Source organism: Actinotalea sp. Marseille-Q4924 (assembly GCF_916618755.1).
Classification (GTDB): domain Bacteria; phylum Actinomycetota; class Actinomycetes; order Actinomycetales; family Cellulomonadaceae; genus Actinotalea.
This window is the reverse complement of sequence record NZ_CAKAKB010000004.1, coordinates 385,487-412,273: the sequence shown is the minus strand read 5'-3', so window position 1 is coordinate 412,273 and position 26,787 is coordinate 385,487. Positions and strand designations below refer to the sequence as shown.

General features: G+C 76.0%; 25 protein-coding genes. 10 read left to right on the top strand and 15 right to left on the bottom strand.

The genetic code is table 11. From position 1 onward, the window contains the following. Positions 1 to 55: 55 nt before the first annotated feature. A complete protein-coding gene (locus LG379_RS14665) occupies positions 56 to 2,623 on the bottom strand; it encodes a penicillin acylase family protein (RefSeq protein ID WP_225755332.1) in 2,568 nt (855 codons plus the stop codon). A gap of 79 nt (positions 2,624 to 2,702) precedes the next feature. Here LG379_RS14665 and LG379_RS14660 point away from each other — a divergent pair, with 79 nt between their 5' ends. From LG379_RS14660 to mscL, 3 genes are all read left to right on the top strand, one after another. After that, on the top strand, positions 2,703 to 3,161 hold the full coding sequence (locus tag LG379_RS14660) for an FmdB family zinc ribbon protein (RefSeq protein WP_370634536.1): 459 nt from the start codon (positions 2,703 to 2,705) through the stop codon (positions 3,159 to 3,161). A gap of 106 nt (positions 3,162 to 3,267) precedes the next feature. Then, complete coding sequence (locus LG379_RS14655; protein ID WP_225755331.1) at positions 3,268 to 3,684, top strand: RcpC/CpaB family pilus assembly protein; 417 nt, start codon at positions 3,268 to 3,270, stop codon at positions 3,682 to 3,684. Positions 3,685 to 3,824: 140 nt separating this feature from the next. Further along, positions 3,825 to 4,220 carry a large conductance mechanosensitive channel protein MscL gene (gene mscL / locus LG379_RS14650; RefSeq protein ID WP_225755330.1) on the top strand — a complete coding sequence of 132 codons (396 nt, stop codon included), beginning with the start codon at positions 3,825 to 3,827 and terminating at the stop codon, positions 4,218 to 4,220. A 54-nt stretch (positions 4,221 to 4,274) separates the two neighbouring features. Here the strand turns inward: mscL and LG379_RS14645 are convergent, their stop codons facing one another. Together LG379_RS14645 and LG379_RS14640 are read right to left on the bottom strand one after the other, a co-directional pair. Beyond that, positions 4,275 to 4,526, bottom strand: a complete 252-nt coding sequence (locus LG379_RS14645) for a hypothetical protein (RefSeq protein ID WP_225755329.1) — start codon at positions 4,524 to 4,526, stop codon at positions 4,275 to 4,277. A gap of 71 nt (positions 4,527 to 4,597) precedes the next feature. Further along, a complete protein-coding gene (locus tag LG379_RS14640) occupies positions 4,598 to 8,812 on the bottom strand; it encodes a hypothetical protein (RefSeq protein WP_225755328.1) in 4,215 nt (1,404 codons plus the stop codon). Positions 8,813 to 9,235: 423 nt separating this feature from the next. Here LG379_RS14640 and LG379_RS14635 point away from each other — a divergent pair, with 423 nt between their 5' ends. Then, positions 9,236 to 10,150, top strand: a complete 915-nt coding sequence (locus tag LG379_RS14635) for an oxygenase MpaB family protein (RefSeq protein WP_225755327.1) — start codon at positions 9,236 to 9,238, stop codon at positions 10,148 to 10,150. Here the strand turns inward: LG379_RS14635 and LG379_RS14630 are convergent. Further along, positions 10,110 to 10,400: a hypothetical protein gene (locus LG379_RS14630; RefSeq protein ID WP_225755326.1), complete on the bottom strand. Its 291-nt coding sequence runs from the start codon at positions 10,398 to 10,400 to the stop codon at positions 10,110 to 10,112. The two genes, LG379_RS14635 and LG379_RS14630, sit on opposite strands and share 41 nt — an antisense overlap. A 16-nt stretch (positions 10,401 to 10,416) precedes the next feature. Further along, the gene (locus LG379_RS14625; RefSeq protein ID WP_225755325.1) at positions 10,417 to 11,160 is read right to left on the bottom strand and encodes a sulfite exporter TauE/SafE family protein; all 744 of its coding nucleotides are present in this window, start codon (positions 11,158 to 11,160) and stop codon (positions 10,417 to 10,419) included. 84 nt (positions 11,161 to 11,244) lie between these two features. On the opposite strand from LG379_RS14625, the gene LG379_RS14620 reads away from it, so the two are divergent. After that, a complete protein-coding gene (locus LG379_RS14620) occupies positions 11,245 to 12,123 on the top strand; it encodes a hypothetical protein (RefSeq protein WP_225755324.1) in 879 nt (292 codons plus the stop codon). A gap of 9 nt (positions 12,124 to 12,132) precedes the next feature. Here the strand turns inward: LG379_RS14620 and LG379_RS14615 are convergent, their stop codons facing one another. Continuing rightward, complete coding sequence (locus tag LG379_RS14615) at positions 12,133 to 13,233, bottom strand: magnesium and cobalt transport protein CorA (RefSeq protein WP_225755323.1); 1,101 nt, start codon at positions 13,231 to 13,233, stop codon at positions 12,133 to 12,135. A gap of 137 nt (positions 13,234 to 13,370) precedes the next feature. Beyond that, a complete protein-coding gene (locus tag LG379_RS14610; RefSeq protein ID WP_225755322.1) occupies positions 13,371 to 14,288 on the bottom strand; it encodes an NmrA family NAD(P)-binding protein in 918 nt (305 codons plus the stop codon). Between the two features lie 32 nt (positions 14,289 to 14,320). Between LG379_RS14610 and LG379_RS14605 the strand changes: the two genes are divergently transcribed. Continuing rightward, complete coding sequence (locus LG379_RS14605) at positions 14,321 to 14,860, top strand: MarR family winged helix-turn-helix transcriptional regulator (RefSeq protein WP_225755321.1); 540 nt, start codon at positions 14,321 to 14,323, stop codon at positions 14,858 to 14,860. Positions 14,861 to 14,892: 32 nt separating this feature from the next. Here the strand turns inward: LG379_RS14605 and LG379_RS14600 are convergent, their stop codons facing one another. The 3 genes from LG379_RS14600 to LG379_RS14590 are packed head-to-tail and all read right to left on the bottom strand — an operon-like array spanning position 14,893 to position 19,371. After that, positions 14,893 to 15,588 carry an ABC transporter ATP-binding protein gene (locus LG379_RS14600; protein ID WP_225755320.1) on the bottom strand — a complete coding sequence of 232 codons (696 nt, stop codon included), beginning with the start codon at positions 15,586 to 15,588 and terminating at the stop codon, positions 14,893 to 14,895. Continuing rightward, positions 15,585 to 16,481, bottom strand: a complete 897-nt coding sequence (locus LG379_RS14595; RefSeq protein WP_225755319.1) for an ABC transporter ATP-binding protein — start codon at positions 16,479 to 16,481, stop codon at positions 15,585 to 15,587. The genes LG379_RS14600 and LG379_RS14595 overlap by 4 nt, the downstream gene beginning before the upstream one ends. Next, positions 16,471 to 19,371, bottom strand: a complete 2,901-nt coding sequence (locus tag LG379_RS14590; protein WP_225755318.1) for a hypothetical protein — start codon at positions 19,369 to 19,371, stop codon at positions 16,471 to 16,473. The genes LG379_RS14595 and LG379_RS14590 overlap by 11 nt, the downstream gene beginning before the upstream one ends. Before the next feature lie 144 nt (positions 19,372 to 19,515). Here LG379_RS14590 and LG379_RS14585 point away from each other — a divergent pair, with 144 nt between their 5' ends. Beyond that, the gene (locus tag LG379_RS14585; RefSeq protein WP_225755369.1) at positions 19,516 to 20,547 is read left to right on the top strand and encodes an aldo/keto reductase; all 1,032 of its coding nucleotides are present in this window, start codon (positions 19,516 to 19,518) and stop codon (positions 20,545 to 20,547) included. Here the strand turns inward: LG379_RS14585 and LG379_RS14580 are convergent. Both LG379_RS14580 and LG379_RS14575 read right to left on the bottom strand, forming a co-directional pair. Continuing rightward, positions 20,531 to 20,983: a hypothetical protein gene (locus LG379_RS14580; RefSeq protein WP_225755317.1), complete on the bottom strand. Its 453-nt coding sequence runs from the start codon at positions 20,981 to 20,983 to the stop codon at positions 20,531 to 20,533. The two genes, LG379_RS14585 and LG379_RS14580, sit on opposite strands and share 17 nt — an antisense overlap. A 34-nt stretch (positions 20,984 to 21,017) precedes the next feature. Then, on the bottom strand, positions 21,018 to 21,494 hold the full coding sequence (locus LG379_RS14575) for a hypothetical protein (RefSeq protein WP_225755316.1): 477 nt from the start codon (positions 21,492 to 21,494) through the stop codon (positions 21,018 to 21,020). An 80-nt stretch (positions 21,495 to 21,574) separates the two neighbouring features. Here LG379_RS14575 and LG379_RS14570 point away from each other — a divergent pair, with 80 nt between their 5' ends. Then, positions 21,575 to 22,090, top strand: a complete 516-nt coding sequence (locus LG379_RS14570; protein WP_225755315.1) for a pyridoxamine 5'-phosphate oxidase family protein — start codon at positions 21,575 to 21,577, stop codon at positions 22,088 to 22,090. Positions 22,091 to 22,118: 28 nt separating this feature from the next. On the opposite strand, the gene LG379_RS14565 is transcribed toward LG379_RS14570, so the two are convergent. Next, positions 22,119 to 23,570 (bottom strand): hypothetical protein, encoded by a 1,452-nt coding sequence (locus LG379_RS14565; protein WP_225755314.1) that lies wholly within the window; start codon positions 23,568 to 23,570, stop codon positions 22,119 to 22,121. A 93-nt stretch (positions 23,571 to 23,663) separates the two neighbouring features. Beyond that, entirely contained in the window at positions 23,664 to 24,104 is a 441-nt protein-coding gene (gene arr / locus LG379_RS14560) for an NAD(+)--rifampin ADP-ribosyltransferase (RefSeq protein ID WP_225755313.1), read from the bottom strand. Positions 24,105 to 24,306: 202 nt separating this feature from the next. Here arr and LG379_RS14555 point away from each other — a divergent pair, with 202 nt between their 5' ends. Then, positions 24,307 to 24,714, top strand: a complete 408-nt coding sequence (locus LG379_RS14555) for an NYN domain-containing protein (RefSeq protein WP_225755312.1) — start codon at positions 24,307 to 24,309, stop codon at positions 24,712 to 24,714. Between the two features lie 100 nt (positions 24,715 to 24,814). Beyond that, positions 24,815 to 25,192, top strand: coding sequence for a hypothetical protein (locus LG379_RS14550; protein WP_225755311.1), 378 nt, complete (start codon positions 24,815 to 24,817; stop codon positions 25,190 to 25,192). A gap of 20 nt (positions 25,193 to 25,212) precedes the next feature. On the opposite strand, the gene LG379_RS14545 is transcribed toward LG379_RS14550, so the two are convergent. Continuing rightward, positions 25,213 to 26,751 carry an FAD-dependent oxidoreductase gene (locus tag LG379_RS14545; protein WP_225755310.1) on the bottom strand — a complete coding sequence of 513 codons (1,539 nt, stop codon included), beginning with the start codon at positions 26,749 to 26,751 and terminating at the stop codon, positions 25,213 to 25,215. Positions 26,752 to 26,787 lie beyond the last annotated feature (36 nt).

Genomic DNA, 26,787 nt, shown 5'->3' with positions numbered 1-26,787 from the left:
CGGCCGCGCTCCCCCGGGTTCCTGCGGCCGCCCGCTCTTCCCGCGCCGCGCCGCCTCAGCCGGGCCGCAGCGTCAGCTCGTGCCCGGAGGCCTCCTCCACCGCGGCGGGGGAGAACGGCCAGGCGAACGACTCGCCGTCGGCCCAGGCGCCGAGCTGGTTCGCGTAGTGGACGCTGCCCGGGTGCCCCGAGGTGCCGGTCATGGTCACCCAGGTGGACGCGTCCAGGTCCCCGAGGTCGACGACCATCCTGATCACCGGGGCCGCCGTCACCGCGAAGCTCCCGGTCGAGGCGTCCCAGGCGGTCGCGTTCACGATGGAGGAGCCGCCGGACACGCTCTGCGGGCTCGGGTTCATGAGGCGGCGCACCGGTTCGGGCACGTCCCGACCGCCGAGGACGGGATGCTGCGGCGCCGCGACGTGCACCGAGCCCCACCGCCACTCGTCGGCGTTCTTGCCCTGGTCCACCGTGAGCCGGAGGCGGGCGCTCTCCAGCGCACGCGACAGGATCTCGTCCCGCGTCTCCACCACGTTGACGGTGCGGCGGTCGTCCCACCAGGCGTTGGAGGGGTCGTCCAGCAGGTCCTCGACGACGGCGAGCCAGCGGCTCCCGCCGTCGGGCCACTGGCTCTCCGGCAGGTCGTCCCAGAACGTCAGCTCGAGCAGCGTGGACCAGACCGCGGAGAAGTAGGCGGCGGCCGCCGAGTCGGGGTCGTTCCGGCGGTCCCAGCCCCGCAGGAGGTTGACGCCGTCCCGCGTGAAGTCGTCCGCGACCGGCGTCCCGAGCAGGGGCGGGACGAGTGCCTGGGCGTACGGGTTGAGGGTGTCGAGCTGGATCCGCGTGCTCAGCGCGACGTCGACCGGGGTGCCGTCCGCGATCGCCTTCTCGAGGAGCTCGCGGATGCGCTGCGCACGGTAGCCGCGGTCCCAGTCGGTGGTGAGGAAGGGCCCCTCCCCCGCCGGTGTCACGGCCTGGTTCGCCGCAACCAGGAAGCCCTGGGCGGGGTCGACGACGGCCGGCATGTCCTCCGGCGCGACCCACCCCTGCCAGTCGTAGCGGGAGTCCCAGCCCGGACGCGGCCACGAGCCGTCCGACGGGACCGGACCGTCGGTCACGCGTGCCCGCACCGGGATACGGCCCGGCGCCTGGTAGCCGATCCGGCCGTCCGTGGTCGCGAAGACGATGTTCTGGGCGGGGACCTCGAAGAGCGCGGCGGCCGCGGCGATGCCGGCCGCGTCCTGCGCCGTCGCGAAGGCGAAGACGGCGTCCGCCGTCCTGCCCGGCTGCAACGCGGTCCAGCCGAGGGAGACCTCAGTCGAGCGGCGCACGCCGTCCGCGGTCGGGGAGGACGACGCCCGGCCCACCTCCGTGAGCACGTCCGAGACGATGGGGCCGTGCGCCGTGGAGCGGATCTCGATCTCGACCGGGTCACCGCCGTTGACCTCGATCACCTCGGTGCGCACGTCGAGGGGGACCTGCACGCCGTCCCGCAGCCACGTGCCGTCCTGGCGGTCGGTGCGCTCGAGGAAGAAGTCGGTGACGTCCGCCCCCATGTTGGTGATGCCCCACGCCAGCCGGGCGTTGTGGCCGATGATGACGCCCGGGAAGCCGGCGAAGGAGAAGCCCGCGACCTCGAAGGGGCAGCCCTCCCCGACCTGCCGGCAGTGGAGGCCCACCTGCGTGAACACACCCGGTGCGGAGATCGACAGGTGGGGGTCGTTCGCCAGCAGGGGTGCACCGCTCGCCGTGTGCTCGCCGGAGACGACCCACGAGTTGGAGCCGATGCCGTCACCCTCGCCGACCAGGACGGGCACCGCCGCCAGGGCTTCCTCCACCCGCTCCAGGGCGCGACGCAGCTGCGGGGACAGCAGCACGCTGTCGGCGTCGGTGGCGGCCGTCTGCTCGACCGGGGCATCGGTCGCGAGGACGGGCAGGTTGCTCTCGTAGGGGTAGGGCGGGAACAGCTCGTCGACACGGGCGACGTCGCGCACCGTGCCGTAGGTGAGGGCGCGGGCCAGCTCGCTGCTGTAGTTGCTGCGCAGGTCCCAGGCCATCGCCTTGAGCCAGGCGAGGGAGTCCACCGGGTCCCAGGGCTTCGGCTCCTCGAGCTCGACCTGGGTGGACAGGACCGCGTACTCGACCCCGAGCGAGTCCAGCGGGCGGTCGGCGATGTACGCGTTGACGCCCTCGGCGTACGCCTCGAGGTGCGCGCGGGTGTCCGGCTGGAGGAGCTCCCACTCCTGCTCCGCCACGTGCCTCCACCCCAGGGTCCGGATGACCTTGTCGGCCGCCAGCGCCGACGGGTCCTCCCCCACGAGCTCGGAGAGGCGACCGGCGGTGACGTGGCGCCGGTAGTCCATCTCGAAGAACCGGTCCTGCGCGTGGACGAAGCCCTGGGCGAGGAAGAGGTCGTGGGCGGAGTCGGCATAGATCTGCGGGACGCCCCGCGCGTCGCGGAGCACGGTCACCTCCGACTCCAGGCCCGCGACGTCCAGCGTGCCGCTGTGCTGCGGCAGCGGGCGCCGCACCACGGTCGCTCCCACGGCGACCACGGCGACCAGCGCCACCACGACGATCGCGACGAGCGCGACGAGAGCGGTCCGCACAGCACGTCGACGAGGCACGGCCCGAGGGTACCCGCGAGGACCGAGGCCCCGGGCTGGGCGCCGGCGCCCTCGCGCCGTACCATTGGCACTCGGAAGGGTGGAGTGCCAGCGCGACCGGGACGGCGCCGTCGTCGCGCGCGGGTCGCCCGCCCAGGACGAGACCGTGGAGGACACCTTGCCCACCTACAGCTACGCCTGCACCGCGTGCGACCACCGCTTCGACGCGCGGCAGTCCTTCTCCGACGACGCCCTGACCGAGTGCCCGCAGTGCTCCGGCCGCCTGCGCAAGCTGTTCAACGCGGTGGGCGTCGTGTTCAAGGGCTCGGGCTTCTACCGCACCGACTCGCGGTCCTCGTCCACCGCGACCCCGTCGGGCGGCTCCTCGGACGGGTCGTCCGGCGCGTCGTCGTCGGGCGGCTCCTCCGGTTCCTCCGGTGACTCCTCCTCCGGCGCGTCGGGGGGATCCACCAGCGGGTCGTCGACGGGCGGGACCTCTTCCGGCGGGACGTCGTCCTCCAGCTCCTCGAGCGCGGAGGCGCCCGCGGCAGCCGGCTGAGACGCGCGCCGGCCTTCCCCCTCCACAGACCGGCCGGTGCGCACCCCGTCCCCCGACGGCACAGCTCCGCCCCGGGCGCGCCGTCCCGGACGGCGCGCCGGCCTCGGTGGACGCGCTGACGGGTCGCGAGGCCCTGGTCGACCTCCCGGCGGGTCTCCCGCTCGTCGAGGGCGTGCTGGCCGGGGAGCGCTTCGCGGTGGCGGCGCCGGCGGGCACCGTGGTCGTCGCCGTGCGTCTCGCCGACCCCGCCGTCACGGGGCTGCTGCGTCCGGGCGACCGCGTCGACCTCGTCACCGCGGCCCCCGCCGACGGCGGCGCGCCGGGCGTGGCGGCCGACGTCGTCGCGCGCGGGGCTCTCGTGCTGGACCGGACGACGGTGACGGACACGACCGGGCCGCTGGGGCTGACCGGACCCGGCAACGCCGGCGCCGTCCTCACGGTGGTGGCGGTGCCGCCCGACGAAGGCCGCCGCCTCGCCGCCGTGGTCGGCTGGACGGACGTCGGTGCCGTCCTGGTCGGCTGACGGTCGCGCGGGGATCGGGCGGTGCGGTGCCGAGCACAGGCGAGCGTCCGGGCGTCGCGAGTCCGGGCCGCCCGCACGCACTACCGTCGATCCGGCCGACCGGCGGACCGGCCGGCACCGCGATCACGAGAGGGAGCACGATGCTGCAGGGCTTCAAGGACTTCATCATGCGGGGCAACGTCATCGAGCTCGCCGTCGCGGTCGTCATCGGCACGGCGTTCACCGCGCTGGTCAACTCGGTCGTCGAGGGCCTCATCGACCCGCTCATCGCGGCGCTCGGCGGCGGCGGGGACCTCTCCGACACGTGGACGGTCGGGGTGGGCAACGGTGCCGAGATCTCGTTCGGGCTCGTCGTCGGCGCGATCCTCAACTTCCTCGTCATCGCCGCCGTCGTGTACTTCCTCGTCGTCATGCCGATGAACACGCTCGCGAAGCGCCGCAAGGCGGGAGTGGAGCCCGAGCCGCCGGCGCCGGCCGAGGACGTGCTCCTGCTGCAGGAGATCCGGGACCTGCTCGCCGCCCGCCGCGACGTCTGAGAGCCGGCCACCACCACGGCGGTCGGTGAGCTCGCGGGACGCCGCTCCCGTGCTTCACCAGTGCGGGGGCACCTCCCGGAGGATCCGCTCGTCGTCGTCCCCGCCGGGCCGGTCGCCCCAGCCCTCGTCGGTGTCGTCGGGGCTGCGTCCGAGCCCCGCGGGCGCCGGAGCCGCCGTCGTCCCGGGCGGGGCGGTGCCGCCGGTGGCCCGTCGGTGGCCGCGTCGCCGTGGCACCGCACCGGAGGCCCCGGAGGCATCCGCCCGTGGCGCGTGCCGCGGTGGGGTGTCAGGCCGCTCGTCGCTCACGACACCATCGTCCCCTGAACCGTCCGGATCCCCGTGGGCAGGCCGGACGGACGGCCTCGCGGCTCGACCACTCAGCGGCTGCGCCGCACCGCGGCCTCGACCACGGCGTCGAGCCGCGCCCCCCGACGCGGCACGCCCAGCTCCGCGCGGAGGGCGGCGGCGAGCTCGTCGTCGTCCCGGGTCCGCCCGTCGGCCCGGATCCACGCCACGAGGTCGTCGAGCTGGTCGTCCGTGTAGGCGTTGACCGCCAGCCCCCGTTCGACCATCGGTCGCGGCCCGCGCGGCGTCGGCACGGCGGTCACCATCGCCACGCCGGTGTCGACGCCGCCGCCGGCGTCCGGCGCACTGTCGGCGTCGGTACCGGCAGGTGCCCCGTCGTCCTCACGCGGCTCGTCGTCGTCGGCGGCAGCGTCCTCCACCACGCGCGCGGGCGGCTGGACGACGGGCCGGGCGGCGCGCACGAGCACCCGGCGCCGAGCGGCCTCGGCCACCGCCTGCGCGATCGCCTCCGCCTCACCGGTGGGGTCGAGGAAGACCGCCGCGGACCACACCTGCGCCACCGTCCAGCCCAGGCGCTCGAGCCGCTCGGCCACCTGGCGGTCCCGCGCGCGGACGCTCGGCTCGCCGACGTAGGCGTCGTCGTCGGTGAGGACGGCCACGAGCCACTCGTCGGGGACGTCCGGGTGCCCCACGACGAGCGGCAGGCGAGCCCCTCCCGGCACACCGTGGTGCAGGTCCACGGGGAGACCCATGCGCCACAGGCGCTCGGCGAGGTCGAGCACGAGGCGGTCCGGCTCCGCGCCGCCGTCGGGCGCCGTCCGGCCCGGCTGCGCCGGGGCCGCCGTGCGCTCGGCGGCGAGCCGCAGCAGGTCCCGCAGCGCGAGGGCACCGGGCGCCCGCAGCCGGTCCTCGTCCAGGTCGTCGGCGCCGAAGCAGCTCACGACCGTCAACCGGTGCCGCGTCGCCCCCAGCGCCTCGAGCAGCCGCGCCTCGCCGCCGGCGTCGCTGAGCGCACCGAAGCGGTGCAGGACCCGGCCGTGCGGTGTGCGGCCGAAGCCCACCGAGAGGACGACGGCGTCGCGCGACAGCCCCTGGGTGGCGCCGACCTCCACGACGACGAACGGCTCGGCCCGGTCGGCCCGGAAGTAGCGCTCGAGCGCCGGGTTCTCGCGGACCTCCGCCATAACGGCGTCCCGCACGCGGGTCGCGTGGACCGGCGAGGCGGTCACGACGGCGAGGGACTCCTCGGGACGGGTGAGGGCGTGCTCGGTGACGAGCTCGAGGACGTGGTCCACCTCGGCCTGCGTCGACTCGACCGCGCCATGGGCGTTGGGCATCCCGACGCCCTCGACGACGTCCAGCCGCAGGAGCGCCTGGGTCGCGGGCAGCGGCGTGGCGGTGAGCAGCCCGGCGTAGCCGTGGTCGGCGAGGAAGGCCGTGAGGTGGGGGTCGCGACGCGACGCGTCCGCGTGCAGGGACAGCGTGGGCAGCACCTCTGCCAGCGTCGGCAGCGCCGTGCCGCTCGCGGACCGCGTGTCCCCCACGACGAGCACCTGGCGACCGCGGGCCAGAGCCGGGACGACGGCCTCGATGGGCAGGTGACCGGCCGCGTCGAGCACGACCAGGTCCTCGGTCCGCTGCGACGGCAGCAGCTGCGGCACGAGCATCGGCGACGCGACGAGGCACGGGCGCAGGTGGCGCACCACCCGCGGGTAGCGCTCGACCGCGGTGCGCAGACCGCTGAAGCGGTGCTCGACGAGCTCGGCGAACAGGCCCTGCGCCTCCTCGTCGGCCCCGCGCAGGCGCGTGCGCAGGAGCTCGCGCGCCTCGGCGAGCCCGAGGAGCGCGCGGTCGCGCAGGTGACGGCGGTCCAGGGCGCGGAACTCCGCGACGAGGCGCGCCAGGGCGGTGCCGTCGTAGCCGGCGAGCGCAGGGTCCTGGCGGAGGATCTCCTCGAACACGGTCGTCCACCACGCCAGGTCGAGCTCCGCGGCGACCCCGCCGGGGCCGACCTGCCGGTCCTCGAGGTCCTGCACCAGCGCGCCGAGACCCTGCCGGCCGAGGTTGCGCAGCAGCGCGGTGCGCTCGGGCAGCACCTCCAGGGCGACCTGGTCCTGCCGCAGGCGCTGCAGCCGCCCGGCCAGACCGGCCCACGGGAGGTTCTCGAGCCGCGCGTCGCCGCTCAGGCCGAGCGTCGCGCTCAGCGCGTCGAGGTGCTGGACCAGCTCGGCGTTCTCGTCCTCGATCTCGGCCAGGCCCCCGGGGACCCTCGGCCAGCCGCCCGCCGGGCAGTGCGCCTGCCAGACCTCCCGCTGCTGCTGCACGTGGGCCAGCGCGCCGTGCAGGTCCTCCACGGGGCGGCCCGGGCGCAGCAGGTCCTTCGCCTGCTTGCGCAGCCGGCGGCGCACCATGCCGCTCATCTCGATGCCGCGCTCGGCGCGCCACGCGGACGTCGCGGTCGCGGCGACCAGGTCGGCGGCGGACCGCTCGAACACGATGGGCTGGAACACGTCGAGCGCCCGGCGCACCTCCGCCAGCATGGTCAGCTGCTCGGACCACTGGGCGGGGCTCTGCGCCGCCACGAGACCCGTGGCCTCCGCGACGCGCTCCGCCTCCCCGGTGACGCGCGGCAGGACGGTGTCGAGGAGCTCCTCGACGCGCCGCAGCGCCTCACGGGCACGGTCGGGGGTCACGAGGTCGGCGCCGTACCAGGCGCTCCTGCGCGTCGCGGCGGTGAAGGCGCCGAGGGCGGCCACGCGGACCAGGTCGGCGGCGGCCTGGGCGCGTCGCTCGGGGGTGAGGGACTCCGCCACGGCGGCGCTGAGCCGGACGGTCGTCTGCGGGCCCGGCCGCGCCGACGTGAGCCGGGCGAGGGACTGCAGCGCGTCGTACGCGGAGGCCTCCCAGGGGCGGCGGGTGCGGTGCAGGCCCTCGATGTAGCCGGCGAGCCGCCGGCGCCGGTCGAGCAGCTCGCGCTGGACGACGGCGACCTGCTCCGTGGGCACCGCGACCGGCTGCACCGTCATGGCCGCCAGGAGCCGCGAGGCCGCCTGCTGGCGCCACCCGGAGTCCGGTGCGACGTCGAGCACGAGCTCGTCGAGGCCCAGGGCGGTGAGGCGCTCCACCAGCGCGTGGCCGGCCCGGCGGTGACCGGCGACGTACAGCACCGTGCGGCCCGTCGCCGCGGCGTCGGCGACGACGGCGGCGAGCGTGCCCGCGACGTCGCTGCCGGGGGGCGCGTCGAGGAGGAGGTGGTGGCCGGCAGCGAGGGCGTCCAGCACGCGCACCTGGGCGGGGTCGAGGTCTCCGACCCCGCGCTCCTGCTCCAGCGGCCGGTCACCGGCCAGCGGCTCGGGCAGCGGGTGCGCCAGCGCGGCGCGCGCGTCGGCGTCCTCGGCCAGGGCCCGGAGCACCTCGTGACCGGCGGCGCTCTCGCGCAGCGTCTCCAGGTCCCCGACGAGCACCTGCTCCGGGTGCACGAACGTGCCGATGAGGAGCCGCTCGTCGAGGCTGAAGTCCTCGAGGACCGCCCCGCCGAGGGAGCGGAGCCGGTCCAGCGCCGCGCGCGGGTCGAACCCGCCCTCCGCGAACGTGCCCCGCGCCAGGGCGTACGGGTCCAGGAGCGCACCCCGGCTGCGCAGCGCCGTGGCCAGCAGCGGGTTGACCTCCAACGACGGCTCGAGGGTCAGGTCGAAGTCGCTCTCGCCCCGCCCCCGGGCGCGCACGGCCACCGGCCGCAGCAGCACCGGTGCCCGCACGGTCCGGGTGCGCGGCGCCTCCTCCGCCCCGGTGTCGGCCCGCGGGCCGCCGGCCGGGGCGCGGGTGGCCGTGGCGAGCGCGGCGACGTCGTCGGCCGGGCCGTCCGCACCGTCGTCGTCCTGGTCCGCCGCCACGGGCTCGGTCCAGCGGGCGACGCCGATCGCGAGGAAGGCCGAGGCGAGACCGTAGCGCTGGGCGTGGTCGTCGGCCCGGGCGACGACGGCGCGCGCGCTGCGCCGGGCGCCGACCAGCACCCCGCCGTCACGCAGCAGGTTCGACAGCCGGGTCTCCCGTCCGGCGAAGAGCTGGGCGATGCCGGAGGGGTGGGCCTTGGACAGGTCCAGTCGAGCGTCCCCGAGGCGGTCCACGTCGAGCAGCGCCGAGTCCCCGGCACGCGCGGCGAGGTCGTCACGCCACCGGTCCATCGTGGCGGCGACGAGCTGCTCGGGGGTGGTAGCGGTGCCCTCGGGCTCACGGCCCCCCGAGCCGTCGAATCCCGAGTCGTCACGACGCGCGGGAAGAGTCACGGCGCCACGCTAACGGGCGTCGGTGGCCGCGGGGCGGTGCCGCGCCGGGGCGCCGTCGGCGGGGTGCGGAGGGCGCCGCGCGCCCTCGCCCGGACATGAAGACGGTCCGCACCGCGCAGGGGGCAGGCGATGCGGACCGTCACGAGAAGTATGCCTCTCGCCGCGATTGCGCGTCAAACGTCGATCACTGCGTTTCCCACCGAAACGGTTGATCCTCGGGAGTCACAGACGGGATACAGGAGCCTATCGGGCTGCTTGCGACGAAATCCGTAGAAGCGGGGGCTGCTGGCCGTGCGTCGCGCAAGCGCTCCCACCCCATTCCGACGAGATGCGTTGATGGGACTCGGAGGCCCATCGTCGGCGGTCATGACTCGTCCCGACAGGGGCCCGTGACGGGACGCCCGGGCCGGGCGATGATGGGGCGTGCTCACCGGTCCGCTCACCAGGGTGCGCCGGTTCCTCCCGCCGCCGCCCGCCGCCGGCACGCCCGCCGACCCCGGCCTGTTCGGGCCGGGCAGCGCGGCATGGCGCGTCGGGCGGGAGCGCGCGCTCCTCCTCGCCGGCCCCGCCGCCCTGCTCCTGCAGGTCGCGCACCCGCTCGTAGGTGCGGGCGTCGCCGCGCACAGCGACTTCACGGACGACCCGCTGCGCCGCCTGCGTGGGACGCTCGACGCGGTCCTCACGGTCACGTTCGGCGACGTGCAGCAGGCCCACGACGCAGCCCGCCAGGTGGGCCGCCGGCACGTGCCCGTGCGGGGCGTCCTGGCCAGCGGTACCGGGTCGTTCCCGGCCGGCACGGGCTACGCCGCTCAGGACGGCGCCCTCGCCCAGTGGGTGTGGGCGACGCTCGCCTGGTCGGCGCTCCGCGCGACCGACGCCGTCGTCCGTGCCGTGCCGTCGTCGGAGCGGGACGACTACGTGGCGGACATGCGTCGCTTCGGCCGCCTCTTCGGCGTGCCCCCGGACGCGCCCGACGACGCCGCGTCCCTCGAGGCGTACGTCCAGGACCAGCTCGACCGGACCCTCGTCGTGGGCGAGACCGCCCGCGCGCTCTCACGACGCATCCTGCGGCCCGAGCCGCCGCTGCTGCCGCGCCCGCTGCGACCGGTGCCGACGCTGCTCGCCGCGGCACTGCTGCCCGAGGACCTCCGGGACGCCTACGGGCTGCCGTGGCGACGCCGCGAGCGCCTGGCCTGGGCGGCGCTGCGCCGTGCCCTGCGCGCCGCGGCCCCCGTGCTCCCCCGCGGCGCGCGCGAGTGGCCGCACGCACGCGTCGCCCGGGAGCGCGTCGGCCAGGTCACCGCATCGGGTACCAGCGAGCGCCGAACCGGCGCGTGACGCGGCTGGTCTCGACGTCGACGAGCGCGTCGACCCGCTCCACCACGGCACGGCCCACGCCCGCAGCCGTGACGTCGTCGGCCGCCTCGTAGCGGACGGTCAGCCGGGGCCGCCCTCGGACGACCTCGAGCGCGGTCGCCTCGACCGGCGTGTGGGCCCGGGCCGCCGCCGCGGCGGCGGGCAGGACGTCCGCCGGGTCGACACCCTGGTGGAGCATCCCGACGATCATCCGGACGCGGTACGACGGCACCGGGCGACCGTACGCCTCAGCGCACGACCAGCCACAGCCCGGCGACGGCCGTCGCCGCGAGCGCCACGACCCGGAAGACCTCGACGGACATGCCCCGGACGAGACGCCGGCCGAGCAGGGCACCGGCGACCGCTCCGGGAGCGATGACCGCGCTGACGAGCAGCGACTCGGCGGTGATGAGGCCCAGCCCCACGCTGAACGGCACCTTGAGCAGGTTCACCGCCGCGAAGAACCACGCGACGGACCCCAGGAACCCCAGCACCCCGACGCGCATGCGCAGGAGGTAGAGCGTCATCATCGGCCCGCCGGCGTTGGCCACCATGGTCGACAGGCCCGCGCCCGCGCCGAGCAGGAGGGCGACCGGTCCGCCCGCGGCCGCCGGGGCGTCGTCGTCGGCCGTCCCGCGGCGTCGCACCAGCGCCCCTCCCACGCTCAGCAGCAGGACGGCCCCGATGACCCGCGTGACGACGGTCGGGTCCGCGAACCGGACCAGCGCCCATCCCGCCGCCAGGCCGACGACGACGCTGGGCAGCAGGCGCAGCAGCAGACCCCACTCCGCATGCCGCCCGTACAGGGCGATGGCGAACACGTCCCCGACGATGAGCACGGGCAGGGCGACACCGGTCGAGGGCACCGCGGGCAGCACCGTCGCGAGCAGCGCCACCCCGAAGGCGCCCACCGCGGGCACGGCCGTCTTGGAGACCCCGAAGACGAACGCCGCGACCAGGCCGACGACGACCACCAGGACCGAGAGCTCCACGGTGCGGACCGTACCCCGGCCGCCGCTGGCACCGTCCGGGTGCGCGGCATAGCCTCCGGCGCAGCGACGAGGAGGGGGACGCCAATGCCGGAGGCGCTCAGCCTGTCGACGGTCCGGACGTACCGGTACCTGCGGCTGTCGGTCGTGGCGCTGGCGCTGCTGCTGGCCACGTCCCTGGTCCTGGAGGTGGCGCGCACCGGCGGGCCGCTCCTCGGCTCGATCAGCGCGTACTACTACTCGCCCGTCCGCGCGGTGCTCGTGGGCTCGCTCGTGGCGATCGGCCTGGCCCTCGTGGCCATCGCGGGTCGGCCCGGCGCGGAGGACACGCTGCTCAACCTCGCGGGGATGCTCGTGCCCGTCGTGGCGTTCGTGCCCACCCCCGTGGCGGCGGACGTCGCCGGTGGCTGCCCGCCGGGCGCCGGGCGGTGCGTCCCCGCGAACCTCGTGCCGGCGGTGGAGAACAACGTGGCGGCGCTCCTGGTCGTCGGCGCCGTCGGCATCGTGGCGGCGGGCTGGATGGCGCTGGCCGACGGCCGTGCGAGCACCGCGACCCGGTGGGGCCTGACGACGGCGGTCGTGGTCTGGGCCGCGTTCGGGGCCTGGTTCCTCCTGTGGCCGCGGGAGGGCTTCCTCGCCGCCGCCCACTACGCAGCCGCGGTGCCGTTCTTCGGCCTCGTGGCGGCGGTCGCCGTCCTCGACGCCGTGCGCGTCCGACGGCGGGCCCGCGTGCGCGTGCTCAGCCCGCGCCAGTTCTCCGGCGCCTACGCGGTGGTCGCGGTCGGCATGGTCGGCACGATCGCGGTGGCCGGGGCCGTCGCCGGCGCCGAGGCGCTCACGTCGTTCGTCGCCGTCGACGGCTGGGTGTTCGTCGTGGAGGCGGTGCTGCTCGTGCTGTTCACCGTGTTCTGGGCGCTGCAGACGGCCGAGAACTGGGAGGACGGCGTCCCGGACCCCGTCCGGTGACGGGCGGGCTCAGAGCCAGCCGTTGTGCCGGAAGGCCCGGTACAGCGTGAAGCAGATGACACCGATGACGCCGAGCACGACGAAGTACCCGTACCGCGACTCGAGCTCGGGCATGTGCTCGAAGTTCATCCCGTAGATGCCCGCCACCGCGGTCGGGACGAGCGCGATCGCCGCCCACGCGGAGATCTTGCGCATGTCCTCGTTCTGCCGCAGGGCGATCTTGCTCTGGGCGGTCGCCACGCGTGCGGTGTTGGCCTGCAGGACGTCCGTCAGCAGCCGGTCGATCGCCTCGAGCTGGTCCGTGGCTCGCAGCACGTGGTCGTGGATGTCGCGGAAGTGGTGGGCGGTCGAGTCGGGGACGTGGCCGACGGCGGCCGTGGCGAGCCGCTCGAACGGCCAGGCCAGCGGGACGACGGCGCGCCGGAACTCGGCCACCTCGCGCTTGAGCTTGTAGATGCGCTCCGCGTGGTCGTCCTCCCCGGCGCCGAAGACCTCCTCCTCGATCTCGTCGACGTCGGCGCCGATCGCCTCCAGCACGCGCTCGTACCCGTCGACCACGAGGTCTGCCGCCCGGTACAGCACCAGCGACGGCCCGAAGTCGGTGAGGAGCGGATGGGCCCCGCCGTCGAGCTCGGCCCGCACCGCCGTGAGCACGTCGCTGTGCCCGTGTCGCACGGTGATGACGAAGTGCGGCCCGAGGAAGATCGCGACCTCGCTGACCTCGACGACCTCCTCGGAGTCGATGTAGCGCACCGGCTTGAGGACGGCGAACAGGACCTCGCCGTAGGCCTCGAGCTTGGGCCGCTGGTGCGCCCGCACGGCGTCCTCGACGGCGAGGGGCGGGAGGTCGAACTGCACGGCGACGTCGGCGATGTCCTGGTGCGTGGGCTGCTGCAGCCCGATCCACACGAATCCCTCGGTTGCTGCGGCCGCGGCGGCCGCCTCGCTCAGCGGGATCCGGCCGCCGCGGCGGACGCCGTGCTCGTAGACGCCGCAGTCGCCGATCGTGCCGACCGGACGGTCGTCGTGGGAGAGGTCGCGCTGGGCCGTCGCGCGCGGGGACGACTCGCCCCTGCGCGGCTGCGGCGCGCCGTCGTCGTCGTGAGCCACGTCGCTTCCTCCTCCCCTGGCGGGCGGCGCGGCAGCCGCCCCTCCCGCACTGTAGGCGCGAGGCCGCCGCGGAGGAGGCCGATGCGGGGACGCCCGCGCGTCCGGTCAGGCGCCGGTCGCGCCCAGCAGGGCGATGATCATGCGTGTCCTCCGTGCGTGGTGGGGGCGGGGTGGTCGGGCGGTGCGCCGCCCGGCCCGACCGGCGCCCAGGCACGACGCTCGCGCCGGACGAACGAAGCGACGTCGACGGGGTCACGCCCGAGGACCGTCCGGACGTCGTCGGTGGTGCCGGCGGCCAGACCGAGCCGTGCGGTCGTGTAGATGCCGGCCGTCACCACCGTCATGGGCCACGGCAGGCCGAGGGTGCGGCGGGCGTGGCGCACCCACCCGGGCACGCCGGGACGCGTGTACCGGACCTCGACCCCGAGCTCGCCGGTGAGGACCGCCGCCACCTCCTCGTAGGTGAGCGCCTCGGGGCCCGTCACCGTCCAGGCCCGGTCACGGTGGGCGGCCGGTTCCGCCAGGGCGCGGGCGCTCACCGCCGCGACGTCGAGGGCGTCGACGAAGGCGGTGCGCCCGCCGCCGGCCGGGACGGGCAGGACCCGCCGGTCGCGGACGTCGGCGAGGTGGGTTGTCAGGAGGTTCTGGCAGAAGAACGACGGGCGGACGAAGGTCCACGTCATCCCCGACCGACGGAGCCATGCCTCGACCGCGGCGTGCGGCACCACCGGGATCCGGTCGGCGCCCTGCAGCGAGAGGAGGACGACGTGCCCCACGCCCGCCTCCCGCGCGGCGGCCACGGCCGGCAGCAGGTCCCGGCGCACGTCGGAGACGGCGGGGGGCCGCAGGAGGAACATCGTGCGGACGCCCGCGAAGGCACCGGGCCACGTCGCCGGCTCGGTGAGGTCGAACGCGACCGCCTCCGCGGCCCCCGCCACCGCCTGGCCGGACCGTCGGACGGCCGCGCGCGCCGGCACACCGAGCGCCCGCAGCTCGGCGAGCACGGCGGAGCCGACGGTGCCGGTCGCGCCGAGCACGAGGACGGGTGGTTCCACGGGGACCTCCTTGACGTGTGTACGATACACATGTGAAAGACCGCCTCGTCCGGGACCCCGCGTTCGGGACGCTCGACGCGGCTCTTCTCGCGCTCCGCCGGTTCTGGAGCGCGCCGGACGCCGTCGCCGACGTGCCGCCCGGCGCCGGATCGGCCGGCGCCGGACCTCCACCGCGGCACGTCGAGTCGTCGACCCTGCTCGTCGCGGAGGCGCTGCGGTCCGCCCGCGCCGCCGGGCGTGAGGCGACCGTCGCCGACGTCGCCGAGGCGCTCGACGTCGCGCCGTCCACAGCGAGCCGCCTCGTCGACCGGGCGATCGGTGCGGGCGTGGTCGTGAAGGCGCCGTCCGCGAGGAACCGGCGACGCGTGCGCCTGGACCTCACCGACGACGGCGCCGCGCTCGCGGGCCGGGCGCTGGCCTTCCGTGCGCATCGCCTCGGTGCGCTGCTGGAGGGCTGGTCACCGGCGGACCGGGAGCACCTCGCGCGCCTGCTGGCGCGGTTCGCCGCGGAGGTGAGAGCCGAGCGCCTCACGGCAGGGACGGCGCACGACGACGCCTCCGGGCTCGTCTGAGTCGCGCGACGGCGGCCCGGTCGCGCGCGCGATCAGGTGACCCGACCGTCGCTGAGCCCGACCACCCGGTCGGCCACGGCGAGGACCCGGTCGTCGTGCGTGCTGACGAGGACCGCGGAGCCCCGCACGGCGGCGCCGCCGATCGCTGCCAGCACCCGGTCGACGTGCTCGTCGTCCTGGCTGCCCGTCGGCTCGTCCAGGACCAGCAGGGTCGGGTCCAGCGACCTCGCCCGCGCGATCGCCGTCCGCTGCTGCTCGCCCATGGAGGTCTCGCCGACGTACCGGTGGCCCAGGCCGTCGAGCGCCAGCTCGGCGAGCAGGCTCTGCACCGAGGGAAGCCCTGCCCCGCCGTCGTGGGCGGCGTCCGCGGCGGCGCCGCGCAGGGCCCGGGGCAGGGCGACCGACTCCGCGACGGTGAGCTCGGGCACGAGACCGAGCCGTTGCGGGACGACGGCGATCGCGGCCCAGTCGTGCAGGCCCGTGGGTCCCTGCCCAGCGACGGTGACCGTGCCCGACGACGGGTCCTCGAACCCCGCGACGACGTGGCACAGGGTCGACTTGCCGGACCCGGACGGCCCCGACAGGCAGACGACCTCACCCGCCGCCACGGTGAGCGACACGCCGTCCAGCACGGTGACGACGGCCGGGCCGGAGCGGTAGCGCACCGTCACGGCGTCCGCGACGAGGACGACATCCCGGGCGACCGGGCGCACGTGGGCGCCGCTCACGGCGTGCCGTCCGGGCGTCGCAGGACCACGCCGTCCTCGGTGACGTCGAGCAGCGCCCGGCCGTCCGGGAAGTGCAGCAGGGCGTCGGGCGGCAGCTGGACCCGGCCGGTGGAGTCGATCGTCGCGAGGTGGTGGCCGCGCAGCACCTGCTCGGAGGACAGGACGCCGTGGCGCAGCCGGAGCACCCGGTCGGCGACGCGGAGCGCCCGCTCGTCGTGGGTGCTCAGCACGACCGTGCTGCCGCGGTCGGCGGCCCCGGCGAGCGCCGCGAGGACGGCGTCGGTGTTGTCGTGGTCCAGCTCGGCGGTGGGCTCGTCGGCGACCACGACGTCCGGGGTGCCCAGCAGGGCGAGGGCGACCGCGAGGCGCTGCTGCTCCCCGCCGGACAGCGTGGCGGGGCGGCTCCCGGCGCGGTGCTCGAGCCCCACGGTGCGGAGCACGGCCATGGCGTCCAGCGCCCTGCCCGACGACCTCCGGCCCGGAGCCGCGGCGCCGTCGTCGGCGCGCAGGACGGCCACCTGGTGCACGTGCTCCGCGGCGGTGAGGTGCGGGAACAGGCCGCGGGAGGAGCGCTGCTCGACGAACGACACGTGCCGACGACGCAGGCGCCGCACGCCGCGCCGTCGCAGCGAGCCGACGTCGTTCCCCAGCAGCACGAGCCGGCCGGCGCTGGGCAGGTCCTGCAGCGCCAGCATCCGCAGCAGGCTCGACTTGCCCGAGCCGGACGGCCCGGCGATCGCGGTCACGGCGCCGGCGCGGAACGTCACGTCGACACCGCGCAGCGCATGGGCCTCACCCGTCCCGGACCGGTACACGCGCACGAGGCCCTCGCAGACGACGGTCACCTGGCCGCTCTCGGGAACCGCCGGCGCCGGGACCGCCTCAGTCCTCACCGCGCAGCACCTCCCCCACCGGTACGGCCGCGGACCGCCGTCGCGCGACCGTCGTCACCAGGACGGTCGCGGCCGCGAGCGCGACCACGAGGACGACGACGTCCCCCCACGTCACGATCGGCCGGACGAGCGGCGCGAGGCGCGGCGCCGGGTCGACGAGCGGGGGGCCGGCGACGGCGATCCCGCCGACGGTCAGCAGCGCGGCCAGCCCCGCGAGGCCGAGCGCCCACACCACCTCGCGGGCTCGGGCCTGTCGCAGGCGTGCCGCCGGCATGCCCATGCGCCGCAGCATGACCTCCCCCAGTCGGTCCCGGTCCGCGGCGCGCACGCCGTGCAGCACCATCGCGACGAGGGCCAGCAGCGCAGCGCACGCGCCGAGGGCGACGAGGTAGTCCAGCGGCCAGGACGCCCCGCGCAGGCCGGGGGTCTGCTCGGCCTCGGTCCGCGTCTGCACCGGCGCGCTCACCTCGCGTGCGGCGAGGAAGTCGGTCACCTCCGCGACAGGCCGCGTCGACCACAGCTCGGTGTCGAGGACCGTGGGCGGGGAGATCGGTGGACGCTCCACGGACGGGTGCACGGCCCCGGGGATCGTGCTGAGGAAGCTGGTGGCGTCGACGACGAGCGCCCGCCCCGTGACGCCGGGGAACGCCGCGACGCGGGCGACCGGCCGGTAGCGGAAGCTCCACTCGTCGGCGCCGCTGACGGTGCCGGGGTCCGCCGACCACGCCGGGCCGACGAGGACGACGGGCAGCTCGGGGCTGCTCGTCGCCCTGCCGGTCCGCGCCTCCGCCTGGACCGGCCCGTCGACCAGGAGGGCGAGCGCGTCGCGACCGGGCTGGAGCGCCCCGGAGGCACCCCAGAGGGCGTGCTCCGCGAAGGTCGCGGCGTCGACGACGAGCAGGTCGAGCTGGCCGAACCGCGGCGGGACGGTGACGGCGGCCCGCCAGACGAAGGTGCTGCCGTCGAGCTCGGGCACGGGCGGCGCCAGGATCTCCGCGGTGTCGGGATCACCCACCTCCGGCGGGGCGTCCGGCAGCGGGGCCGGGAGGTCCGCCGCCTCCCACGGACCGGCGATGTCGGCGCGCGTCTCGGCGCCGGCGACGACGGCGACCTTGTCGTCGACGCCCCGGTCGACGCCCCGGTCGGCCGCCACGGACCACACCGCCAGCGACGTCCCGACCGCGACCACGACCACGGTCGCCGTCGCCTCGCGCGGCGACCGGCGCACCCGGCGCGTGGCGAGCCAGCCGGCCGTCCCGAGCCGGTCCCGACCCGTCCCCCGCCACGGCGGGCGCACGCGCACGGCCGCGAGCAGAAGACCCGCGACGGTGGTCGCGACGAGGACGGGGAACGCTACCGCGAGGATCCCCGGCGACCGGGCCGCGCCCGAGTCCGCGAGCCCGACACCCGTGACGACCGACGCCGTGAGGAGGAGCACCTGCCAGGGGACCCCGCGGCGCCGTCGGCCGAAGCCCGGTGCTGCCGTGCGCGTCATGGCGGCAGCCGTCATGGCAGCGCTGAGGCCGACCGCGACGAGGGCGACCGCGAGCGCCGTGGCCGACCAGGCCAGGGTGACGGCGAGGGCGTCGGGACCCACGTCCGGGGACGGCCCGATGAGCGGCACCCCCAGCCGGCTGACGACGGCGCCCAGGGCCGTGCCGAGCAGGAGCGGCGGCACGGCCTCGAGGGTCGCCAGGCCGACGACGGACACCGGGCGCAGCCCCACGCTGGTGGCCAGGCCGTACTCGTGGCGGCGTCCGGCGTGGAGGAGCACCGCGCCGCCGGCGACGGCCAGCACGCCCAAGGCCACCCCGGCCCACGCGGTCGAGCGGACCTGGTCCTGCGCGACGCGCGTCGTCACCTCGGCGCGGTCGACGATCTCCCGCAGGCCGGTCGCGAGCTGCGCGTCGGTCTCCTGGGGCAGGGCGCCCTCGGAGATGAGCTGGATCCTGCCGCCCTCCCGGAAGGCCTGCCGGCTCAGCTCCGTCACGGCGGCGGCGGCCCGCCGCACCTCGTCCGCTGTGGGGCGGGTCGGCAGGCGGAGGTCGGCCACCCACATCGGCTGCTCCCCGGAGGCCAGCACGAGCCGGTCGAAGGACTCGCGGTCCACGAGGAGGAGTGCCGAGCGGCCCCTGCCGTCACCGGCTGTGGGCAGGTCGCGCGGGGTCGTGACGAAGGCGTCCTCGTCCACCACCGCCGGGAGGACGGAGTCCTCGGCGGTCGGGAAGACCCCGACCACCTCGACCGTGGCGGGGGGCAGCGGCTCCGGCTCCGAGCCGTCCTCCGGGGGCACCGCCTGCGGCGCGGGGTCGGTGACGCTCGAGCCGACGCGCATCTGGACCGCGGCGAGGACCGTGTCCCCCACCTCCACGCCGAGCTCCGCGGCGACGTCCTCCGCGATCCAGGCGCCGGGCCGGGCGGGGACGCCCAGCGCCTCGGCGAGCGCCTCGACCGCGCCGTCACGGTGGTGCAGCGTCGCGCGGACCTGGGCGTCCCCCGCCCGCACGAAGGAGGTGACGACGCGCGGGCTCAGCCGTTCGGCGGAGCCGAAGGTGGACACGACGGGCGTCGTGAGGACGGGCACGTCGTCCAGGAGCTCACGCGCCTGCTCGTCCAGGCGCTCCGGCAGCACGCCCGGGATGATGACGCGCACGTTCGGGCTGTTGCGGCCGACGTCGTCGGGGTCGACGGCGCTGATCTCCGCGTCGAAGGCGCCGGCCGCGACCGATCGCTCGAACAGCGGGATCGAGACGACGGCCGCCACGAGGAGTGCTGTCGCCGCGGCGAGCGTCCAGAACCAGGCGGCGGTCCGGAGCAGCCTCCCCGGCGCGGCCCGCCAGAGCGGGGGCAGGCCGGGGAGTGGTCGCGCTCCCAGTCGGCCCGGCGCCATCGGCCCCCCTCATGCCTGGATCTCGACCGCACTGTAGCGATCAAGCCCCCTCGCTGGACGATCCGGACCCGTCTCACCGGGCGGAGCAGCCCGCACGGTGGTGGGGTCGACGTGGCACACCGTCACGTCCGCGAGGAGGACCCCATGCAGTACCGCACGCTCGGCCGCAGCGGCACCGTCGTCTCCACCCACACGCTCGGCACCATGACCTTCGGCGCGGAGGCGGACGAGGAGACGTCCGGTGCGATCCTCACGGCCTTCGTCGAGGCGGGCGGCACGTGCGTCGACAGCGCCGACGTCTACAGCACCGGCGTCTCCGAGGAGATCATCGGCCGCTGGCTCGCCGCCCACCCGACCGACGCGGAGCAGCTGGTCCTCGCCACGAAGGGCCGGTTCCCCATGGGTGCCGGCCCGAACGACCTGGGGCTGTCGCGCCGTCACCTGCGGACGGCGCTCGACGCGTCGCTGCGGCGCCTCGGCGTGGAGCACGTCGACCTGTACCAGCTCCACGCCTGGGACGCGCACACCCCGGTGGAGGAGACGCTGCGCTTCCTCGACGACGCGGTCGCCGCCGGCAAGATCGGCTACTACGGCTTCTCGAACTTCCTCGGCTGGCAGCTCACCAAGGCGGTCCACGTCGCGCGGGCGCACGGCTGGGCGGCGCCGGTGACCCTGCAGCCGCAGTACAACCTCCTCGTCCGCGACATCGAGCACGAGGTGGTGCCGGCGGCGTTGGACGCGGGGATGGGGCTGCTGCCGTGGTCCCCGCTGGCCGGTGGGTGGCTGAGCGGCAAGTACGAGCGCGACGTGGACCCGACCGGCGCGACGCGGCTCGGCGAGAACCCGGCGCGGGGCATGGAGGCGTGGGCGGCGCGCAACGCCGACGAGCGGACCTGGGCGGTGCTGGACGTCGTCCGGGAGGTCGCGGACGCGCACGAGGCGTCCATGTCGCAGGTCGCGCTGGCCTGGCTCGCCGCCCAGCCGGCGGTGACGTCGGTGATCCTCGGCGCGCGGACGGTCGAGCAGCTCACGGACAACCTCGGCGCCGCGGACCTGGAGCTCGCCCCGGAGGAGCTGCGGCGCCTGACGGAGGTCAGCGCCCCGCGGGTGGACGACTACCCCTACGGGACGGCGGGGGTTCAGCAGCGGGACCGCAAGCTCACCGGTGGTCGCTGACGGCGTCCCGCGGGCGCGCCGTCGTCGTCCCGCGACGACGCGCCCGCCACTCCCCCCACGCACCCGTGGACCACAGGGCCCACACCACGAGCAGCGGCTGGAACAGGAGCCGGACCGCGCGGGCCGCGTCGCTGTCCAGCCCGAACCCGTCGGTGCGGGTCACGAGCTGCGAGACGTTGCCTGGGAAGATCGCCACGAAGAACGCCGCCACGACCCACCCGACGACCCACCGGTGACGCCGTGGCGCCGCCAGCAGGGCCAGCCCGAGCGCGATCTCGACCCACCCCGACACCACGACGACGGCGTCCGGGTCCGCCGGGAACCACGGCGGCACCTGGGCCTGGAACTCCTCGCGCGCGACCGTCAGGTGGGTCGTCCCGGCGAACGCGAGGGCGCCACCGAGGGCTGTGCGGGCGAGGGAGCGGAGACTGATCACCGCCCCACTCTGCCCCACGGCCCTGGTGCGCCGGTCAGAGCAGGGGCGCCCCGCGGCCGACGGTGAGCGGCTCACCGACGGCCCGCGCGCCGTCGGCCGTCTCGACGTACCGGTGCGCGACGACGACGCTGGGCTGACCCGGCTCGGACGCCTGGACGAACAGCGCGTCCTCGCGCCGGCCCTCGCTCGTGAGGTAGCCGTCCCACGCCACGGCGGCGCGCACGGCTCCCGAGCCCCGCACCTGGTGCCGGGCGTGCTCGACCGCCGCGCCCAGCTCACCGGCGAACCGGTGCAGCGAGCGTCCCTCGGCGGTCTCCAGGAGCGTGAACGGGATGAGCGGCCCGCCCTCGGGCACCACCGAGCGGACGGCGTGCGCGAGCGCGAAGGAGGCGAGCTCGTGCACCTGCGGCGACGGCTCACCGGTCGGCGGGGGCGGGGCGCTCGTCGCGTCGTACGGCTCCGCGCCACGCGCGTCCCCGTCACGCCCGGCCCGCCGTCGGAAGATGCTCACGCAGGACTGTCGACCGGGACCGGGACGTCCTGAGCGACCGGGGCGATCCGATGTCGGTGGGCGGGTCTACCGTCGTTCTCGTGCACGAGACCACTGACGAGCTCGTCGAGCTCCAGGCCCTGCTCGACGCGTCCCTCTCCCGCTCCACGGGCCACCTGAGGTCGATCGTGGCGAGCCGCACGATCACCGCGGCGCAGCTGACCGCGGTGCTGACCGGCATGTGCACCCTTGCCCTCTCGACCGTCACGGCGAGCGGGGAGCCGCGGATCAGCGGCGCGGACGGCCACTTCTGGCACGGCCGGTGGGTCTTCGGCACCGCCCGCTCGGCGGCGAAGGCGGGGCATCTCGCCGCACGGCCGGCGGCCAGCGTGGCCCACCTGCGCGGCGAGGACCTGGGCGTCTTCGCCCACGGCCGGGTGGAGGAGCTCAACCCCCTCGGCGCCGACCCCGCGACCGACTGGGCGGAGGTGCGGACGTACCTGCAGGAGCTCTACGGCGGGGACGCCTTCGACTGGGACACCGACGTCGTCTACTACCGCCTGCAGCCGCACTGGATGACCGTCTACGCCCCCGACCTGGAGGCGCTGCTGCGCTGAGGCGGCAGGGCCGGGTGCGGCGGCCGCGTCAGGTCCCGGCGAACCACGCCGCGAGGTCGAACCGGTGGCCGGCCGGGACGCGCGCGTCGACGGCGCGGACGATCGCGTCCGCACCGGCGAAGTCGCGCGGGTCCACGGTGATGAAGCAACCACCCCGGCCGATGAGCTCGCGGGCCGCGCCGTCGACGCCCACCCCGACGATCTCCTCGACCCGGATGCTGTGGACGTCACCGTCCTCGTCGCGGCACTCCACGACGTCGCCGTCGAAGCCCAGCGCCACGCCCCGCGGCGCCTTGGCGCGGAACCGGCGTCGCAGGGGCGTCGTCGTCATGACGTCCGAGGCGGCGCAGCTCGTCCCGTCGGGCAGGTGCGTCTCCGGCTCGACGCCGCGCGGCACCATGAGCAGTGCGGTGGCCGACGCGTCGCGCATCATCGCGGCGACCTCGGCGGGGCGGAGCGCCTCGGCCCGGGCCCGTGCCTCGGCGAACGTGAGCGGCGGCAGCCCGCTGAGGAGCCGCTCCGCCTCCATCTCCAGGTCCCCGACCTCGTCCGGGTCGCTGTCCGCGACGTCCCACCACTCGAGCATCTCCTCGAGCTCGTCGGCGGTCACGCCCGTGCGGACGCGGTGGTCCAGCTCCCGGGCCATCGCCTCTGCGACGGTCTTCGCCGCGCCGGGGCCGCTCTTGGCAGCGAGCTGGACGAGCAGGGTGCCGGTGCCGGGCAGCCGGATGACCTCGGGGACGATCCCGTACACCTCGCCGTTGCCGTGCCTGAGGTCCTCCTCCAGCCGGTGCCCCATGGCGCCAGCGACGGCGCGCGCGGCGACGCCGTCGGGCACGACGAAGGACACGACGGGGTCCTGGACGTCGAAGGTGACGACGCCCGGGCGGCTGATGTCGGTGAAGGTCCGCGGCGGCGCCTCGCCCTCGGGCAGCGTCAGGTCGAGGCCGTCCGGCATCGGCCCGACGACGGCGAGCACCGCATTCCCCCGGACGAACCACCGGCGCGCGTGCTCCAGGACGACGTCCGGGTCCGTCGCCAGCGGGCCGGACCCCCAGAACATGGACAGTCCCGGCCCCTCGTGCCCGTAGCGCGACTTGAGCATCGCGTCGTGCGGTCCGTACCCGGGCTCGCCCGCCTCGGCCTGCAGCACCTTCGCCTCGTGCTCGAGCCGGTCCAGCGGCAGCGCGCGGATGCCGGCCGCGACCTCCTCGAGGAAGCGGCCGACCTGCTCCGTGCGGCCCGTCGCCCAGAAGCCCGTCCGGTGCATGATCACGGACGCGTTCGCCTCGAACCGGCCCCGCGTCGTGCCGTGCATGACGAGGTGCTCGACGGTGTGCGTGACGCCGCGGGACGCGAACGTCTCGTCTGCCCAGCCGGCGCCGACGTACAGCGCCGCCTTGGTCAGTCCCGGCCTGTCCATGTGCAGGGTGGGGATCCCGCAGATCTCGCCCACCCTCGTCCCCACCCCTGCTGTCATGGCAGCACCGTAGGTCCGCGTCCGGACGATGCGACCGGGCGTCACCCGAATGCTCCACGCAGCGCGGCCACGGCGGCCCCGCTGCCCGCGCGGTCAGTCCTCGATCGCCTCGACGCCGTCCGCCTCGAGCTGCTCGAGGTGGTCCCGCATCGCCTGGAGCACCCCCGGTGGGTGGCCCTGCCAGTCCTCGACCTCGCCCACCACCCGCACCGCGTCCCGCGTGCGGTACGACCGCGTCGGGTTGCCGGGGAACCGCTTGTCCGTGAGGTTCGGGTCGTTCTCGAGAGGTCCGGTGGGCTCCACGCGGTAGATGCGGCCACGCCCGGCGCCGACGGCGAGCTCGGCTCCCCAGGTCGCCGCGTCCAGCGTCGCCGTGAGGTAGACGAACCTGGCCGTCCGCCGCGTCCCGTAGTTCGACGCCCGGCCCGGCTCGAGGACGTCGCCCACGCGCAGGTCGGCCTTCGTGCCGTGGAAGAACGGTCCGTCGTCCTCGACGGCGGTCGGCGTCTCGTCCGTGGTGCGCTCCGCCTCCATGCGCTCCCCCTCCGGGCCGCTCCGGGCTGATGGGTCTGCACGCCGGCGGCTCTCGGACCGTCTCGCGTCGTCGGCGTCCGCTCCTCACCGTGGCAGAACGGGCCGCGGACGACCAGAGCGTTCGCGTGTGCCACGGTGAAGGCCCCCCACAGGGCGCGCCCGGTGCGGCGCGCCGTCCCGGAGCCATACCCGGAGGTCCAGGATGACGACGCCGACCCGCGTGCTCGTCGTCGACGCGGCGAACGTCGTCGGCGCCCGGCCCGACGGCTGGTGGAAGGACCGGGTGGGAGCGGCCGAACGGCTGCTGCTCGGGCTCGTCGACGCGGCCGAGGCCCCGGGTGCCGACCCGGAGCTCGCCGGGAGCCGGCTCGTCGTCGTCCTCGAGGGGCGTGCGATCGACGCCGTCGCGCCCGAGCGCGATCGCCTCGAGGTGGTCCGTGCGCCCCGCGACGGGGACGCCACGATCGTCGACGTCGTCGCGGCACGGCCCGACGACGACGTCCTCGTGGTCACCTCGGACCGGGCGCTCCGTGAGCGCGTCGAGGCCCGCGGCGCCCGGACGCGCGGGGCCGGCTGGCTCCGCGACGCCGTGGAGGCCCCGTCCGGCTGACGGGCGACGGGCCCGTCCGACGCCACCCGTCCGGCGCTCCCGCGCGGATGATCATCGCGATAGCCTGATCGGACCGGAGCGCGAGGACGAGGGGGACACCGTGAGCGAGCAGCCGGAGAGGACCTTCAAGGCCATGTCGTGGCCCGGGGCGGGGGGCAACGCGGGCGATGCGTCCATCGCCGTGTCCGCACCGGTCGGTGCGGTCAGCCGCAGGGACCGCGAGCGCGCGGCGCGGACGGCGCTGCGGACGGAGGGCCCGTCGCGCGTCGTGCTGCACGCGGAGCTCCCCGGGTCCGTCCTCCTGCAGCACCGGTCCGACGACGGCGGGTGGGTGACCCTCTCGACGACGGCTGCCGCGCGCGACGGGCGCACCGCGATCGAGCTGCCCGACGCCACGTCGCCCCGGTCGTTCCGCGTCGTGTTCTCGCCCAGGAACCCGAACATCTCCGCGTGGGTCTCGGAGCCGATCGCCGGCTGAGCTGGTCGGACCGACCCGCGTCAGCGCCGGCGCAGCAGGACGACGCCGTCGTCGAGGGTGGTCTGCTCGCCGTCCGGCGTCGTCGCGGCGCGCGTGCGGGTCTCGCTCAGCACGGTGGTCCACGTGCCCGGGTCCAGGTCGAGCGTCGCGACCTCGTCGTCCGGCGTCAGGAAGGTGTGCTCGTGCTGGTGCGTGGACCACGGCGGCGCGGCCGCGTGCGAGACGATCAGCAGGTGGCCACCCGGGGCGACGCGGTCGGCGGCCCGCCGGAGGATGTCGGTGCGGGACAGGGCCACCGGCGAGTGCAGGAAGCTCGCCGTCACCAGGTCGAAGCGCTCGTCCGCCGACCACGCGTCGAGATCCGTCGCGACGAAGCGGATGCGCTCCGGTGGGACCCGGGCGGCCCGCGCCGCTGCCGTGGAGCGCCGGATCGCCGTGGGCGAGATGTCCAGGCCGGTGGCGGTCCAGCCGTGCCCGGCCAGCCAGATGGCGTCGGCGCCCTCCCCGCACCCCAGGTCGAGCGCGCGGCCCGGTTCCAGGCCTGCCACGACGTCGACGACCGTGCTGTTCGGCCTGCCGGACCAGACCCGGTCCGACCCGGCGTACCGCTCCTCCCAGAAGGTCGCCGGGGCGACGTCGGCCGCCGCGGCGTCGAACTCCTCGGTGACGAGAGCCATGTTCACGGTCCCGCCGGTCATCGCCCCGGCTCCGACGACCATCGGCACGTTCGCGCCGGGCGTGACCACGTTGCCGACGGCCCAGACCCGCGGGTGGCTCGTGCGCCCCGTCGGGTCCACCTCGATGGCGCTGCCCAGTGGGCCCTCGGCACGCGCCAGGCCCAGGTCGGCGAGGAACGCGTCGTGCGGCCGCAGCCGCGCGGCGGTGAAGACGGCGTCGATCGGGACGTCGCCGTCGGCGGTGCGGACCGCGGCGATCCCGTCGCCCTCCCCGACCACCTCGACGACGGACGAGGCGACCACCTCGACGCCGCGCGACCGCAGACGCCGCTCGACCTCAGGCTCGACGCCGCCGACCGCCGCCGTGAACACCGTCACGCGGTCGCTCCACTGCCGCACCAGCTCCGCCTGGTGCAGGCCGAGCGGTGAGGTGACCAGGACACCCAGCCGCCGGTCCTGCACCTCCCACCCGTGGCAGTAGGGGCAGTGCAGGACGCTCGTGCCCCAGCGCTCCGCGAGCCCGGGGACGTCCGGCAGCTCGTCGGTGAGGCCGGTGGCGACGACGAGCGCCCGCGCGTGGTGCTCCGTGCCGTCGGCACACCGGACCGCGACCGCGTCCGCCACGTCCGCGACGTGCTCCACGACGGCGGTGCGGACCTCCACCCCGTAGCGCGCGACCTCCTCGCGACCCCGGGCCACCAGCTCGGCCGGGTCCAGCCCGTCGTGCCCGAGGACGCCGTGCATGTGCGCGGCGAACCGGTTGCGCGGGCTCCCGCCGTCCAGCACGAGCACGCGCCGTCGCGCCCGCCCCAGCATGAGCGCCGTGCTCAGTCCCGCCGCACCGCCACCGACGACCACCACGTCCCACGTCTCGATCTCCATGGCCCGAGCCTCCCCGGCGAGTCGTGAATGTGCAAG